Raw genomic sequence first — 13228 nt, forward strand, 5'->3', positions numbered from 1 at the left:
ACGATGCTTTTCGTCTGCCTATAAAAACGATTGCACGAAGGAGTGATTTTCCGTGATTTTTAAAGTATTGTACCAACAAAATTATGATGAGATGCCAGTGCGCGAAAAAACCGAAACGCTTTTTATTGAAGGAGACTCAAAACAAGATGTGAGAAAAAAGCTTGCCGAAGACCATATTAATATTGAATTAGTTCAGCCATTATCGGATGCGCATCTTGAATATGAACAAAAAAGCGAAGATTTTAAGGTGGAAAAACGATAAATGAAACAGTTACAAAATGACCAAGTTGCTGTTTTTGCCCTTGGAGGGCTTGGCGAAATCGGCAAGAATACGTATGCGATCGAATACAAAGATGAAATTATCGTTATTGATGCAGGAATCATGTTTCCGGAAGATGAATTGCTCGGCATTGATTACGTGATCCCCGATTACACGTATTTATCTCGAAATGAGGAAAAAATTAAAGGTGTTTTTATTACCCATGGCCATGAAGACCATATCGGTGGCATCCCTTATTTGTTACGGGAAGTGAACGTTCCCATCTATGGAGGGAAATTGGCGATTGGCCTCTTGCGCGGGAAACTGGAAGAGCATGGCTTGCTGCGCAAGACGACACTGAAAGAATTGGAAGAAGACGATGTCATTACATTCAAACACACATCGATTTCTTTATTCCGAACGACCCACAGCATTCCCGATTCGTTAGGCGTTGTTGTGCACACCCCTGAAGGAAACATCGTGCACACCGGGGACTTTAAATTTGATTTCACCCCGGTCGGGGAACCGGCAAATCTAACGAAAATGGCGAAAATCGGGGAAGAAGGCGTGCTATGCCTTTTGTCTGACAGCACAAACAGTGAAGTGCCCGAATTTACGATGCCGGAACGAAAAGTCGGCGAAAGCATCGACCATATTTTCAGGGAAGAAGACGGGCGCATTATTTTCGCTACGTTCGCGTCCAACATCCACCGGCTGCAGCAAGTCGTGGAATCAGCGGTCACGTACGGAAGAAAAATTGCTGTCTTTGGCCGCAGCATGGAATCGGCGATCACGATCGGGCAAGAGCTCGGGTATATTCGCGCGCCGAAAGATACATTTGTGGACAACAGCCAAATCAACCGTTTGCCTGACAATGAATTAACTATCCTTTGTACAGGCAGTCAAGGCGAACCAATGGCAGCACTTTCAAGAATTGCCCATGGTACCCACCGGCAAATTCAAATTATCCCTGGGGATACGGTCGTATTTTCCAGCTCTCCGATCCCCGGAAACGCCTTAAGCGTCAACAAAATTATTAACCAATTGTTCCGTGCCGGGGCGAATGTCATCCACGGTCCGTTAAACGATATCCATACATCGGGACACGGCGGCCAGCAAGAGCAAAAGCTTATGCTTCGTCTCATGAAGCCGAAGTACTTTCTCCCGATTCACGGGGAATACCGCATGCTCGTCAATCACAAAAAGTTGGGCGTTGATTGCGACATCCCGGAAGACCACATTTTTCTTATGGAGATTGGTGAAGTACTCGCTTTGCGCAGTAATGAAGCGAAAAAAGTCGGCAAAGTGCCATCCGGAACCGTATACGTCGACGGAAGCGGCATCGGGGACATCGGGAACATCGTCTTACGTGACCGTCGCATTCTTTCGGAAGAAGGGCTCGTCGTCGTGGTCGTCAGCATCGACATGAAAAACTTTAAAGTGGCCGCGGGACCGGATATCATCTCCAGAGGATTCGTCTATATGCGAGAGTCTAGCCATCTTATCCATGATGCACAGAAAATATTGGAAAAGCACATTGAAGAATTAATGAGGAAAAAGACGAGCCAATGGTCCGAAATCAAAAATGAAATCATCGAATTGCTCAACCCATTCCTCTATGAAAAAACAAAACGCAAGCCAATGATTTTGCCGATCATCATGGAAGTGTAAGTTTTTTTGGCAAGTGCTCCAGTCTAATGGGAGCCTTGCTTTTTTTTGTCTTTTGTATTTTTCAGGAAGCCCTTAGCCCACACATTTTTTCACTTCAGCAAGATTTGACAATATGTTATACTAAGCCCCGAGTGACAGATACGCATCCAATCCCATTTCAGACAAGGAGTGATCGCAATGGACGATTTATTAACCAATCCATACGTCACCACTATATTTATGATTGTTGGGCAACTTTTGTTGGCTATTGTCGGCTATTTCATCTTCCGAGCCATCGGAGGATCGCTCATTACCCGGACGTTTCAGCGGATGAAAGAAAAACGTAAAATGAACAACAACCGGGCACAAACGCTTGAAAAATTAGCCATGAATGTATTTTCATATACATTGCTATTCATCGTCATCGTCATCGTGATCGATATCTTCGGTCTCCCCATCGGACCGATTCTCGCGAGCGCCGGTGTCATCGGCCTTGCCATCGGCTTTGGTGCACAAGGGCTCGTCAGTGATGTCGTTACAGGTTTTTTCCTTTTATTGGAAAAACAAATTGACGTCGAAGACTATGTAACGGTCATTGATTTGGATGGCATCGTCGAAGAAGTCGGTTTACGGACGACACGCATACGCGCGTGGGACGGCACGCTTCATTTTATCCCCAATCGTGAAATCACGAGCGTAAGCAACCATTCCCGCGGAAACATGGAAGCGATGGTGGATGTCGGAATTTCCTTTAATGAGAATATCAGTGAAACGATGAAAGTCTTGCAAGACGCCATGAATCGTTTGGCCGAAGAAGAAGACGGTATTCTTGAAGGTCCGGACGTGCTCGGTGTCGGCTCCATCGATGAATACGATGTGAAAATTCGAATTCTCGCCTACACAGGGAACTTGCAACAGTGGGGCATCCAACGGAAAATACTCCAGGCAAGCAAAGAAGCGCTTGACGAAGCCGGTATCGAGATTCCGGTACCGCAGCAAGTGTATATACAGGAAAAAAATAACGGTTAACGGACATCAGGAAGATAGCCTTACGGGCTATCTTTTTTTTCATGCAAGTGATGGACACGTGTGGGTTATTTTCCCGATCCAAGCGCCGGGCTTGCGGCAAGCGTAATATCGGACAGTTTTGCTAGAGAAAGGCATGAGTGTCCGATCTAAAATCTGGGCGACTGCTGGAAGCAGAACGATAAAGGACTGCATATGGCCGATTGACACAGGGTTCGAGTATTTGCTCGATTTGTCCCGCTGTTTGAAAGTCATACTACCGCGATCCCCGTTTGGTTATTTATAGAGAAAGGACTTTTGAAACGTATCGCTAGCGGGATCAAATGATTTATCCCCTTTAGCTGATAAATCATTTGTTTTGAAAATGGAAGATCGGACACAAAAAGCGATGTGTACGAGACAACTCTCATGCTCATTCTTTTCTTTTTTGACAATCCCCTGATCGCCCTCGTAATGGCTGTCTCCATTTTTTTGACGCTTAGGGTGGCCACGGTTATCAAACGATAAATGATCTTGCCGCTTGTGGTCGGAGGTGTTTTTCACGACAGGTTGTTACATCCTGGGGCTACTGATTTATTTTTTCGATTTCGATTGCAACCTTCTTGTTGGATTATTTATAATGGAGCAGTGTGCTTAGAAAACGCGGGGCGTTTTTCCCGCAGAAAAGAGTGCTGCTTATGCCATTATTAAAAACGAAACATTGGTTTATCGCGATGAGCTTTTTTATCTTGTTTATGCTGTTATCTATTTTTTCCTTCCGAGATGATTGGTCGACGCTTGATCAAGCCGTAAGCATCTGGGTTACCGAAACCGTCTCGCCATTTGTCGTTACGTTGATGGACATCCTCACAATGATGGGATCGAGCGAGTTTGTCCTTGTCATCACGCTCATTATTGCTGTTATTTTATTGTGGCGCAAACGATGGCAACTTAGTGTTTTTTTATTGTCGCTTACGTTTGGAGGATTGGCGTTAAATTTTTTCCTTAAAATTTTGTTTCAACGGGAAAGGCCCGGGGAGATGAGTGTGATTGAAGCCTTCGGGCAATCGATTGAAATCGCCTCTTACAGTTTTCCGAGCGGCCATACGATGAGAAGCACGATTTTATTCCTGTTTGCGATCTATATGTGCTATCGTTTGATGAGTAAAAACGTGGGCAGAGTGTGGGGTGTTGTGCTTTTTGCTGCGTTGATCATCATTGTCGCTATTAGCCGAGTCGTTGTGGGCGCCCATTTCCCTTCCGATATTTTGGCAGGCGTCGCTATTTCCATTGTCTGGTTTTATGTGTGCTTGGCGATCCTCCGCTTCCTATTGAAACGTATGCCCACTGCTCGAGTAGATGTATGAAAAAGAGGAGCTCCGAGGATGCGCTCATGCTTTTTTGGGGCGCTATGAACGTGTCGTAGTGCCCGAATTTAAGCGAAGCAGGGCTTTTCGGGCATCATGAACACGGCTTGGTGACCGAAACCTTGCGATTCCTTCGGTTTCAGGCGCCATGAACCCTCCATAGTGACTGTAATTGAGCGAGCCCTTCGGTTTCGGGCATCATAAACGCCTCATGGTGACCGTCATCGAGCGGGCCCTTCGGTTTCGGGCATCATAAATCCTCCATGGCGACCGAACCGCATCCTTGCTCTAGAATGATCATTCAATCAATCTCCCGGCGGCGCGTCACTAATCACTCCATTTACGCCGAACGCTTGCATTTGTTTTACGTCGGATTTACGTGTCACGGCATAGGGAAAAACGCTTACACCTTGCTTTTGCCAACGCTCGACATCGTTATTTTGTAAAATACTTGCATGGGGGTGGAGCGAGTGAACGTCAAATGGTGAAAAAAGACGAAGATAGCCCTCCATATTAACGGGGCGAAAATTCAAAAGTAACCCGATCTTCACCGCCGCATTCCATTCTTTTAATCGATATAAACATGCATGGTCAAAGGATGAAACGATCGTGTTCTCCACGCGATTATGGTTCACCAGCGTATCGCTTACCTTTTTTTCGATTCTTTCATAAGCGTACGGAATGTTTTTGATTTCTACGTTCAGCAACACATTCGCGGGAATCCACGCCAATACGTCATCCAACAGCGGGACACGCTGCTCCCCGCGATCGTTTTCGCTAAACCAGGCGCCCGCGTCCAGTTCGGCCAGCTCGGGAACAGTCATTTCTCGAACCCACCCTGTTCCATCCGTTGTCCGCCCGACATGTTCATCATGCATGACGATCAATTCTCCGTCTTTTGACACGTGAACATCCAATTCAATGCCCGCGGCCCCGTTTTCAATCGCGCGTTCAAAAGCAGCAAACGTGTTTTCGGGTGCTTCACCCGAAAAACCTCGGTGTGCGATCCATTTCATTTCATCTCATCTGCCAAATAACGAATGATGTGATCAACGGCGATAGGGATCGCGGCTTCATCGGGATTAAGCTTTGGGTCATGCAACCCCTTGTCGCTATCGACCCCTAGCCAAAACATGAATCCCGGTATTTTATCAAGAAAAAAACCAAAGTCCTCACCCGTCATCGCCATATCCGCCTCCCTAAAATTCACATCCGGAGATCTTTCGGAAAACGCCATAAAGGACGCCACTTTTTCACTGTTCCATACCTGTTTATATTGCGACCCCCATTCCACGTCCACGTCACAATCGAAACTTGCCGCAATGCCCGCGCCGATATTACGCACGTGTTTCTGAACGAGATTCATCGCTTCCGCCGACAGTGTCCGTATCGTTCCTTCCGTGTCCGCCCGTTCGGCGATAATGTTTTCTTTTGTTCCGCTCTCGATTTTTCCAATCGTAATAACCGCGCTATCCAACGGATCAATTCTGCGCGCGACGACGGATTGGATTTGGGTGACGAGGTGGCTGGCAGCTACGACCATGTCATTGGCTTGATGAGGATAAGCGGCATGGCCACCGCGCCCGCGCAGGTGAACCATAAATTCGGCAGTGTTCGCGAATAAAAGCCCTTTCTTCGTCGTCATCGTTCCAACGGGTTCATTCGGGGCAATGTGAAGGGCAAACATCCAGTCCGGTTGCCATTCTTGAAAAAGATCGGTATTCAACATTGGTTCCGCGCCGCCCGGCCCTTCTTCCGCAGGTTGAAAAACAAACAGGAGGTTGTCTCTCGGCTGATTCTCCGCGTAGTGGGAAAGGATGCCAACGGCGATCGTCATGTGCAGATCATGCCCACACGCATGCATTTTTCCATCGTATCGCGAGGCAAACGTAAGCCCTGTTTCTTCTTTGATCGGCAGCCCGTCCATATCCGTTCGATAACCAATCGTCTGCGTTGCCGCATAACCTTCAACGAAAACAAGAATCCCCGTCTGCCATGTTTTCACCCTAAAATGGCCGTTCTTCATTTCGCCTATCTTATCGAGCAAATAGCGCTGGGTTTTATATTCTTCAAATCCCAATTCAGGATGTTGATGTAAATGGCGGCGAATGGCGTACAACTCTTCTGTCGTGTACATAGTTATCCCTCGATTCCGTATTGTAGAAAAAGCTCCCTGCTCGTGTGAACAAGCAAGGAGCCGGCATTTATTCGTCTTTTAACTTCCGCAGTTCCGTTTTAATTTCCGTTTTTCCGCGTGTGCCTTCATCAATATCCTTGATGACACGCGCCGGCGTTCCAGCCACTACTTTGTTTTCAGGCACGTCTTCGGTCACGACCGCGCCTGCAGCGACGACGGAGCCTTTCCCGACGGTCACTCCTTCGAGAACGACAACGTTTGCGCCAAGCACGACGTCATCTTCGATGATGACCGGGGTCGCCGATGGAGGCTCAATCACCCCTGCCAACACGGAGCCGGCGCCGATATGGCAGTTTTTGCCGACTGTTGCGCGTCCGCCAAGCACGGCATTCATATCTATCATCGTATTTTCACCGACGACAGATCCGATATTAATCATTGCACCCATCATGATAATGGCGTTTTGTCCAATTTTCACGCGATCGCGAATCACTGCACCCGGTTCGATACGGGCAGGGATGTCTTTTTGGTCGACGAGCGGGACCGCGGAGTTGCGGCGATCATTTTCAACGACGTAGTCCTCTATTTTTTCATGATCAAGCATGTCTTTAATGTCGCCCCATTCCCCGAAAAGCACCGCGGCATCTCCAAACGGGAACACTTTTGTATTCGCTCCGAAATCAAGGGCAGAAATGTCCCCTTTGATGTGTACCTTTACAGGGGTTGATTTTTCACTATCCGAGATAAATTGAATAATCTCGTTTCCATCCATCATTTCCATGTTGGTCTCCTCCTCGTCTTTTGTCCGTTAAGCTCACATCTTACAGAATACCATAGTCTCTCGTTCGACAAAAGCAAAACCTCTGACGTCTCTGTTGATTAAGATGGGTCTCTGTGTTTGTATAAATCGGGCATCGGTATCGCGATTTCTACGTTCTCTTCTTCCAATATCTCCAGGATTCGCATATTGAAATACTCTTTTACTTTCAACCACTCTGTCCAAGGGGTAGCGTTCGTAAAGTAATAAACCAACATTTCCATTCCATACTCTTCAAATTCTCTTACGTAAACTTCAATTTCTTCCGGATGCACTTCCGGACTATCCCGCAGCTCCTGATCGACCCTTTTCAACACATTGCGTACGTTTTCCACCGGTGAATTGTACTTTAAGTAAATACTGGAAAACACTTGCCTCGTTCTCATTTCCGACCAATTTGTGATCGAGTCATTGGCTATGGTTGAGTTCGGAATCGTTACCAGACCTTCAGCAAACGTTCGGACTTTCGTACTCCGAAATGCAATATCTTCAACAACTCCTTCAATCGTGGAGGTTTCAACCCAATCCCCTCGCTTGAACGGCTTTTCAGTAACGAGAATAATACCGCCAAAAAAGTTGGCGATCGTATCTTGCGCCGCCAATGCGAACGCGAGTCCCCCAAGTCCGAGTCCGGCAATGAACCCATTAATATCATAGTCCCATTCCATGGCAATGACCGTAAACATGAGCACAATGATAAGACCGCGCAGTACTCTGGATATAAACGGGATCAACATGCTATCTTGATCACCGTCTACTTTTCGGCCTAATCGTGTAAACAAATCCGAGGACGTTCCCGAGAAATTAAAAAATCCCCAGCCGAAAAATACAATCAAGAACGTGCGCAACAGCCGGTTCACCACGACCATGACATCGGGTTGCAAGTTTAAGTACATAACCGCAAAGTAAACGCCGAGAACAACGATAAGCATGCGCATTGGTTTCTCAAACGCATAAAGCAAATTCCCCAAGAAATGACTTTTTCCATGTTTGGAGACCTTTTTTATGACGGCAAAAATAAAACGGGTAAATAGCTTTCGCAACATCAAAAAAACCAGTATGATAAGAGCCGCGATGACATAATGCAACCACGGCCAAGCTTCCAACCATGCATAGTACCAATCAAACACTGTTATTTCCTCCTGCTAAAACCGCTAGTCTGACTTAATGTTAACATCCTAATGCTTCATCGGCTATTATTTTGAATAAGAATTAGAAAACTTGGCTTTTCGCCAAGCTTTTATGGCGAAAAGCCTTAGCCCAACTTATGTAGGTAAGAACGTTGATTTATACTTTCTTACCTACTAAAAAAACCCATGTCGTTGATCGACACAGGGAGCATTAGATTGCCGATGGAACCTTGACCGGGGTTTTGCTGATTACAAAATGAATCAGAGAACGAATGCCTTCGTGGTTCAATAGCCCATGTTCTTGCCCCCGACGAACGCTCAAGGCGTGACGAATCAGGTTGGAATCGGGGAGCTGTTGCAATGCCCATTTCATCCCTCTTGTTTTCGATGTCAGAATCCCGGTTTCTTTAAAACACCACGTCCTGCAGGCGTTCATGACTGCTTCATGTCCATAAGGATCATAAAAAGGATGAAAAATATGCTTTTCATGCCGGCGCAACGAACCTTTCATGGCTTCCTGCAACCAGGGCCTCGGAACACTTCCGAAAACTTCTTCTTTCGGACGGCCCGCCAATGTTTTTCCTGATTGTAAAATCATCGCGAAGTCCATTAATAAGCCCTCGTCCATGCCTTCTTCCTCAACTATGTCCTCAAAGCCCCGACCGGTTAACAGGGCAAATTCATAGGAAAGCAACGAGTGTGGATGTGCAGCCTCTTCCTCCAAAACAACGTAAAATTCCAAACCTGCACCTGGTGACGGCAAAGCATGATACGTCAACGCCTGTGCAAAAGCGTCTTTATCCGTTGCTTTTAAAGGCCGCTTGACGATACAAAAGACATCAAGATCACTTACATCTTTGTCGTAATCATCCACTACTGCCGAACCACACAAATAAAGCCCGACCACACGATCTTCCAATACTGAATTTACAGCTTCCGACAGTTGATGCAAATAGTCATCCACCTGATCATCCATGAAGAAGCGCTTCCCCCATCCATTATTCGTGATTTAATAAATTGTAACTCATTTTTTATTAATATATGTATATACAGGATATCCGATTTTCGCAAACTATGCAATGATTTTTCAGTCATTTTATAAAGGAAGCAGGCAACGATTCGCTATTGCCTACTTCCTTACGAACATTTAGGGAGGTATCGACACATGTCCATAGATCAAAAGCATTTTGAAACAGTACGGCATTGTTTCACGCGCCCACGGGCCAAGGATTAGCGATGACAGCCATGGCAACGCCGGCATCTGGGGCAGCCGCAGCCATGTTTTCTTCGGTCTTTTCGGTCGTCTTCCTCAGCTTCCACTACTCGACATACACACTCAAAGCGGCGCTCATCATCCGCTTCTTCCTTCTCCTTCTCTCCACAGTGATGACCAAATCCCCACATATTATCCCATACCGTGTAACCCATGCCGTTGTCCCCTTTCCTATTGGTTATTGCCGTACACTAAATCATATGTAAAAAAAGTACATGCTTGTAATGATCGAACCTATAAAACGATAAAAATCAGCATACATCTATTGATTGATATGGAAAACTGAGCCGTTCATATTTCCCTAGCTCCTTGCTTACATATTAGGGAGGTGGTTCTCATGAGAACGACGGTGGAAACTTTTCTTAATCAGCAACCGGAATGGGTTTATTTTGTCACCGGCCTCATCATCGTCTTGGGACTCATCACGACCTTTATTCTCATTGGCCGGGCGGCAATGAAATATACGGAAAAAATCGATAAGGAACTCGGGTTTCAGAAAATCCAGCAGGATTTGCACGACACAAAATACCAAGCCGCCATTCACAAAGATATTTCACTTCAGACCATCCACGCGCTTCGAAATGCCGAACGCTTCCTCAAGCAATTGCAACAAGCGCGCCGATATTCCGTTCAATCTGAAGAAAATCTGCAAACCTATGAAAACTTGATTATTCGTATCGTGCATGCCCTCAGCTCGGATATAAAATTCCAACCGGGGGAACAACATCGGTCTTCGGTTTGGATCGAAGAATCAGGGCAACTCGTTTATTTTACCGGAAGCAATGCTTTTGATGACCGGGACGGAAACCAGGTCCTCCCTATGGACGAAACGATCGCCGGCCGGTGTTTTCGCAAAAAAGAAATACAACTCGTGCCTGATGTAAGCGACGATGTAGACGGCATGCCTAAACATCATAACGGGTACGGAGCCATTCTTTGCCTCCCCCTTTCCGAATGGGGCGTGCTAACGGTGGATGCGCACCGCGCCTTTCAGGAAGAAGTGATGTATATTTGCCGCCTTTACGCGCGCGTGATCGATCTCGCATTCTTTGAATATAGTCAAATGATTAATGACGGTTATATCACTCAACAATTCAACGTGCGTGAATAAATTATGGATAGGGAGGGTCTACAATGAGCGGTAAAGATATATTGCGCAAAGCAGCAGCCAAATCGGCGAAAAAAAGAGGCATTCTTTCCGATCACAACTACCGGCAATGGCTCAAGGAGAACGCAAACGTGCAAACGCTCTCCGGCGAAAAAAGCGCCTATTCAACCAATCGCGCGAAAAAAGCGCTTTTAAAACGAGTATAAGACCATAAAAAAAGCACTCCTCGGAGTGCTTTTTAATGATTAATTTTGCTTCAAGTTATAGGTGCCGGCCGGCGTTTTCCGTTGTAGGTTTCCGCCGTAGGATTTTTTCTCCAACATTGGGGCTAATTTCAAAAAGAGTGGCACGAACAAAATCGAGATTGCCAAACCCTTCACAATATTAAACGGCAAAATCCCCGCGAGCACTGTTGTCAACATCACCTGACTGCTCATTTCCCAACCGATCAACCAGGAATATGCCGGTAGAAATACAAGATAGTTAAGCACGGACAGACCGATCGTCATCGATACGATCGCGATCCCCAAACCGGCCATTAATCCTTTTACACTTCGAAAATGACGATACACATAAGCAACCGGCAATACGAATAAGAGACTGGCCACAAAGTTCGAGATCATGCCAACCGGATCCCCTGCTCCCATGAATAGCGTATACAGCAATATTTTCATGCCTGCTACTGCTACGCCGGCAACCGGTGAAAATAGCAACGCCGCGAACAACACGGGCAATTCACTGAAATCAATACTTAAGAAAGATAAAAACATCGGCATCGGAATGCTCACAAACATAAGCGCCGTTGCCATTGAACCGAGCACCGCGTACATCACTAAACGAAACGTCTTGGATTCTTTCATTCTTGCGCCCTCCCGTTCTTCGGCTTTCTAAAGAACGAAGACGCAGAGTTCTCCGTCTACATCGCAAAATATAAGCCCCTAAGTTTTTTAACTTAGGGGCACTTTTACATAACGGAAAATCACACGGACACAGCGGACCATGGACTGCTCTGCAATCTTCTCCCATCCAGACTTTACTGTCGGTTCCGGAATCACACCGGAATCCACCGCAAACGCGGGTCACGGACTCATCGCCAAAAGGCGCATCACCGTCGGTCGGGAATTTCACCCTGCCCCGAAGATTTTTAATGAAGTTATTTGTTATTGTTATGCTATCACTATTGTTTCATGAATGCAAGAGGGAAGTTTCATCGTTTCATAACCTGGATGAACGGCGTAGCGGACGGACATTCCATAGACCGGCTTGGGCATTTGGAAGCCGTTGGACAATTGATCGCATCATGGCGACCGAAAAAGCGGGCGAGTCTCGTGTTTGGTCGTCATAACCACTTTATGACGACCGTAATGGCCTGAATGGAAAGCGTTCGGGCGTCATGGCCGCTTCATGGTGACCGAAAAGGCTTGTCTCGAAAGAATTCGGTCATCATGGCTGCCTCATGGCGACCGAACGAGCGATTCGTTTTCGTGTTCGGTCGTCATAACCATTTCAAGACCGGGATTTCTGTTTCGCAGGAAGACATTCGGTCATTGATGAACGTCTTTGATACCTTTACTCGGGCTGTGGCAGTTTAAGCCGATCGATAACCATGGTTTGAAGTCCTAATCCGGACCTTCGGTAGCTTGTGTGATCACTTATTTCAGCCTTTCTGCAATAGGGGGGTTATGGCCGCGTATCAAACCTCAGATTTTGAATTTTTCTTCTTCGGGAGGTGCGTTGGGTGTTTTCATGGCACCCTTGATTTGCAATTTATCTCTTGGAGCCATGAACGGTTTACGGAATCATTTATTTGCTATTTTTTTCTTCTCGGTGGTGCCAATGTTCTGCTCATGACACCGATGATTCGGATAAGTTTGCTATTTTTCCTTTCGTCAATCTCATTCCCCTAGAATAGCAATAGCCCGCACCGGAGACCCATCTCCGTTTTTAATTTTCAATGGCAATCCGAAAAAAGAAAATGCATCCCCCAGTCGGAGTGATTTTAATTTTTCAAGATCTGTATAGGTTACAATTTGTTTTTTTAATAATTGTCGTTCCAATTCCTCGCTTAAAGACCCACCTACAAACGGCGGCGAAGCAGTCAAAATTTTTTCCAATACATCAACTCCGACCTTTTCTGCAAAAAACAAACCGGTGCGTGAAGGAAAATCCATCGTTGGCGTCACGCGCATCGCCCTTCCGCAAAATTGCTTTAACGGAATTTCATCCAACGATGCCATCCCTTCATGCATATGGGAAAAAGCATCCACATGCGTGCCGGTATGCGAACCCATCTCTAAAGCACGGACCGCATAACCGTGTTCCTTCACCGTTGTTGCAACGACGATATTCACCGCCGGATCCCCCGGATAGACCGGCATGCCATTGGAGATGGTCTTTGTCAAATCAATGATTTCCATGAAATCACCCCTATGTTTCATGCAAAATAAGCCGCCGGCAATCGGCAGCTTATTTTCTCTATTGA

General features: G+C 46.3%; 15 protein-coding genes and 1 riboswitch. Of the genes, 6 read left to right on the forward strand and 9 right to left on the reverse strand.

The genetic code is table 11. The features are described from left to right. Positions 1-52 precede the first annotated feature (52 nt). The 3 genes from HUG15_RS15315 to HUG15_RS15325 all read left to right on the forward strand — a co-directional run bounded on the left by HUG15_RS15315 (position 53) and on the right by HUG15_RS15325 (position 2938). Positions 53-262, forward strand: coding sequence for a DNA-dependent RNA polymerase subunit epsilon (locus HUG15_RS15315; RefSeq protein ID WP_200123917.1), 210 nt, complete (start codon positions 53-55; stop codon positions 260-262). Further along, entirely contained in the window at positions 263-1930 is a 1668-nt protein-coding gene (gene rnjA, locus HUG15_RS15320; protein ID WP_200123918.1) for a ribonuclease J1, read from the forward strand. 177 nt (positions 1931-2107) lie between these two features. Further along, positions 2108-2938: a mechanosensitive ion channel family protein gene (locus HUG15_RS15325; RefSeq protein WP_200123919.1), complete on the forward strand. Its 831-nt coding sequence runs from the start codon at positions 2108-2110 to the stop codon at positions 2936-2938. Between the two features lie 273 nt (positions 2939-3211). Here HUG15_RS15325 and HUG15_RS15330 read toward each other — a convergent pair whose 3' ends face one another. Then, positions 3212-3478, reverse strand: coding sequence for a hypothetical protein (locus HUG15_RS15330; protein WP_200123920.1), 267 nt, complete (start codon positions 3476-3478; stop codon positions 3212-3214). A gap of 134 nt (positions 3479-3612) precedes the next feature. Here HUG15_RS15330 and HUG15_RS15335 point away from each other — a divergent pair, with 134 nt between their 5' ends. Next, entirely contained in the window at positions 3613-4281 is a 669-nt protein-coding gene (locus HUG15_RS15335) for a phosphatase PAP2 family protein (RefSeq protein WP_200123921.1), read from the forward strand. A gap of 305 nt (positions 4282-4586) precedes the next feature. Here the strand turns inward: HUG15_RS15335 and HUG15_RS15340 are convergent, their stop codons facing one another. From HUG15_RS15340 to HUG15_RS15365, 6 genes are all read right to left on the reverse strand, one after another. Beyond that, the gene (locus HUG15_RS15340) at positions 4587-5297 is read right to left on the reverse strand and encodes a glycerophosphodiester phosphodiesterase family protein (protein ID WP_200123922.1); all 711 of its coding nucleotides are present in this window, start codon (positions 5295-5297) and stop codon (positions 4587-4589) included. Continuing rightward, positions 5294-6418 (reverse strand): N-acetyldiaminopimelate deacetylase, encoded by a 1125-nt coding sequence (locus HUG15_RS15345; RefSeq protein ID WP_200123923.1) that lies wholly within the window; start codon positions 6416-6418, stop codon positions 5294-5296. The genes HUG15_RS15340 and HUG15_RS15345 overlap by 4 nt, the downstream gene beginning before the upstream one ends. A gap of 67 nt (positions 6419-6485) precedes the next feature. Next, the gene (gene dapD, locus HUG15_RS15350) at positions 6486-7199 is read right to left on the reverse strand and encodes a 2,3,4,5-tetrahydropyridine-2,6-dicarboxylate N-acetyltransferase (RefSeq protein WP_200123924.1); all 714 of its coding nucleotides are present in this window, start codon (positions 7197-7199) and stop codon (positions 6486-6488) included. Between the two features lie 98 nt (positions 7200-7297). Then, entirely contained in the window at positions 7298-8365 is a 1068-nt protein-coding gene (locus tag HUG15_RS15355) for a mechanosensitive ion channel family protein (protein ID WP_200123925.1), read from the reverse strand. Between the two features lie 211 nt (positions 8366-8576). Further along, positions 8577-9341, reverse strand: a complete 765-nt coding sequence (locus HUG15_RS15360) for an aminoglycoside adenylyltransferase domain-containing protein (RefSeq protein ID WP_200123926.1) — start codon at positions 9339-9341, stop codon at positions 8577-8579. A 254-nt stretch (positions 9342-9595) separates the two neighbouring features. Then, on the reverse strand, positions 9596-9793 hold the full coding sequence (locus tag HUG15_RS15365) for a hypothetical protein (RefSeq protein WP_200123927.1): 198 nt from the start codon (positions 9791-9793) through the stop codon (positions 9596-9598). Between the two features lie 182 nt (positions 9794-9975). On the opposite strand from HUG15_RS15365, the gene HUG15_RS15370 reads away from it, so the two are divergent. Both HUG15_RS15370 and HUG15_RS15375 read left to right on the forward strand, forming a co-directional pair. Beyond that, entirely contained in the window at positions 9976-10749 is a 774-nt protein-coding gene (locus HUG15_RS15370) for a GAF domain-containing protein (RefSeq protein ID WP_200123928.1), read from the forward strand. A 23-nt stretch (positions 10750-10772) separates the two neighbouring features. Then, positions 10773-10952 (forward strand): hypothetical protein, encoded by a 180-nt coding sequence (locus HUG15_RS15375; protein ID WP_200123929.1) that lies wholly within the window; start codon positions 10773-10775, stop codon positions 10950-10952. 39 nt (positions 10953-10991) lie between these two features. Here the strand turns inward: HUG15_RS15375 and HUG15_RS15380 are convergent, their stop codons facing one another. Both HUG15_RS15380 and HUG15_RS15395 read right to left on the reverse strand, forming a co-directional pair. Next, positions 10992-11606: an ECF transporter S component gene (locus HUG15_RS15380; RefSeq protein ID WP_200123930.1), complete on the reverse strand. Its 615-nt coding sequence runs from the start codon at positions 11604-11606 to the stop codon at positions 10992-10994. A gap of 150 nt (positions 11607-11756) precedes the next feature. Further along, positions 11757-11892, reverse strand: a riboswitch (FMN riboswitch). 749 nt (positions 11893-12641) lie between these two features. Next, entirely contained in the window at positions 12642-13163 is a 522-nt protein-coding gene (locus HUG15_RS15395; RefSeq protein ID WP_200123933.1) for a cyclase family protein, read from the reverse strand. Positions 13164-13228 lie beyond the last annotated feature (65 nt).

The organism is Salicibibacter cibarius (genome assembly GCF_016495725.1).
GTDB classification, from domain to species: domain Bacteria; phylum Bacillota; class Bacilli; order Bacillales; family Marinococcaceae; genus Salicibibacter; species Salicibibacter cibarius.

What these genes read in the sequence shown, in the direction of transcription:
- rnjA (WP_200123918.1), top strand. Translation starts at nt 263, where the DNA reads ATGAAACAGTTACAAAATGACCAAGTTGCTGTTTTTGCCCTTGGAGGG.
- HUG15_RS15325 (WP_200123919.1), top strand. Translation starts at nt 2,108, where the DNA reads ATGGACGATTTATTAACCAATCCATACGTCACCACTATATTTATGATT.
- HUG15_RS15335 (WP_200123921.1), top strand. Translation starts at nt 3,613, where the DNA reads ATGCCATTATTAAAAACGAAACATTGGTTTATCGCGATGAGCTTTTTT.
- HUG15_RS15340 (WP_200123922.1), bottom strand. Translation starts at nt 5,297, where the DNA reads ATGAAATGGATCGCACACCGAGGTTTTTCGGGTGAAGCACCCGAAAAC.
- HUG15_RS15345 (WP_200123923.1), bottom strand. Translation starts at nt 6,418, where the DNA reads ATGTACACGACAGAAGAGTTGTACGCCATTCGCCGCCATTTACATCAA.
- dapD (WP_200123924.1), bottom strand. Translation starts at nt 7,199, where the DNA reads ATGGAAATGATGGATGGAAACGAGATTATTCAATTTATCTCGGATAGT.
- HUG15_RS15360 (WP_200123926.1), bottom strand. Translation starts at nt 9,341, where the DNA reads ATGGATGATCAGGTGGATGACTATTTGCATCAACTGTCGGAAGCTGTA.
- HUG15_RS15365 (WP_200123927.1), bottom strand. Translation starts at nt 9,793, where the DNA reads ATGGGTTACACGGTATGGGATAATATGTGGGGATTTGGTCATCACTGT.
- HUG15_RS15370 (WP_200123928.1), top strand. Translation starts at nt 9,976, where the DNA reads ATGAGAACGACGGTGGAAACTTTTCTTAATCAGCAACCGGAATGGGTT.
- HUG15_RS15375 (WP_200123929.1), top strand. Translation starts at nt 10,773, where the DNA reads ATGAGCGGTAAAGATATATTGCGCAAAGCAGCAGCCAAATCGGCGAAA.
- HUG15_RS15380 (WP_200123930.1), bottom strand. Translation starts at nt 11,606, where the DNA reads ATGAAAGAATCCAAGACGTTTCGTTTAGTGATGTACGCGGTGCTCGGT.
- HUG15_RS15395 (WP_200123933.1), bottom strand. Translation starts at nt 13,163, where the DNA reads ATGGAAATCATTGATTTGACAAAGACCATCTCCAATGGCATGCCGGTC.